This is a genomic window from Lamprobacter sp. (assembly GCF_034860625.1).
Classification (GTDB): Bacteria; Pseudomonadota; Gammaproteobacteria; order Chromatiales; family Chromatiaceae; genus Lamprobacter.
The window spans coordinates 1-1,444 of sequence record NZ_JAYESN010000500.1 but is presented as its reverse complement, the minus strand read 5'-3'; the positions used below and the strand labels follow the sequence as shown (position 1 = coordinate 1,444).

At 62.7% G+C, this 1,444-nt stretch carries 1 protein-coding gene; it reads right to left on the bottom strand.

Annotated features, from left to right (window positions below):
* Nucleotides 1-259: 259 nt before the first annotated feature.
* Nucleotides 260-1,444, bottom strand: a 1,185-nt coding sequence (locus VBE63_RS29235; RefSeq protein WP_416274723.1) for an agmatine deiminase family protein, incomplete at its 5' end; no start/stop codon positions are given.

The following is a 1,444-nucleotide window of genomic DNA, read 5'->3' as shown; positions in this document are numbered from 1 at the left end:
CGACCCGGCAAAAAATCGATCGGCGGGAAAGTCAGCAATCACGCGGCCTGGCGGCGAAAAATGAGCCATTTTGTCGGGGTAAAGTCAGTCAAGGGTCTTCTGGTGCTTCTTGCGTTTCATGATGGCAATGGTACTAAATTCTAGTACTTCCTTGCTGGGCTGGATGCCTTCGAGGCCAAGCGCGATTTGGGCGCGAACCTCATCGAATTTGTGCGGACAGATGAAGGCCAATCAGGGGGCGACCTGAGCCGAAGCGTCGCTAGGCCGGCAATTGCATGGTGATGCAGTGCAGGCTGCCGCCTTGACGGATCAGAGGCCGGCAATCCAGGGGCTCGATGCGGCGGCCCGGAAAACACTCGGCGAGGCGTGCGCAGGCGATCGCATCGGCGGGGTCGTCGTAGACCGGGACGAGCACGGTCTGGTTGATGATCAGGAAATTGGCGTAGCCAGCTGGGAGTCGCTGGCCATACTCGTCATGGATCGGCGCTGGTTGCGGCAGTGGAACCAGCCGATAGGGCTTGCCGTTGTGCTGGCGCAGCGCGCGCAGTTCGGCGGCAAGCCGCTCCAATGCGGGATGATCCGGGTCGCCGGGATCATCGCTCGCCGCGTAGCAGATGGTCTGCGGGTCGCAGAAGCGGGCAAGGGTATCGATGTGCCCATCGGTATCATCGCCACTGAGCTGGCCATGTTCGAGCCAGAGGAAGCGCTCGATACCCAGCCGGCCGCGCAGTTCGGCCTCGATCGCCGCCTGGCTCCAACCTGGGTTGCGCTTGGGGTCGACGATCGTGCGGCGCACCGCCAACAGGCTGCCGGCGCCGTCGCTCTCGATGGCGCCGCCTTCGAGGACCAGCGGGCCGGACTCGAGACCTTGGTCGGCGCTCTGTATGCGGGCATCGGCGGCCGCGTGGGTGGTGGACATCGGCCCAGCGCTCGCTAGCTTGGCTGCGCTGTCCTGTTGGTTCTCGCTCAGGCGTGCAAAGCTGCCTGCGGCATACAGCCTCGCGGTGATCCGGTCATCAAGCTCTGCCGGATACTTGCCACCCCAGCCATTGAAGCGAAAATCGATCAAGCGGCACTGGCCGCTGGCGCGATCGATGACGCTGATCGGGCCATGATCGCGGGCCCAGGTGTCGTTGCTTGGGGCCAATGCGAATTGGATGCGATCGAACCGCGTCTTGCTATGGGCATCGATGACCGTTTTGGCCTGGTCGCTGACAGCGTCTCCGGCTTCGGCTTGCGCATCGGCTTGCGCATCTACACGAGCAGCAGTTTGAGCATCGATACTAGCGGCGGCTTGAATCTTGAGACTGGCAGCGGCGTTGTGCGCTGACTGGGCACCAGCCGGTTCGGTCGTCATGGACTTGGTCAACTGCGCGCGGATTGCAGCCTGATGGGTCTCATCCCGAGAGACGATCAGCACTGCCTGATCTCTGGTGATCAACTC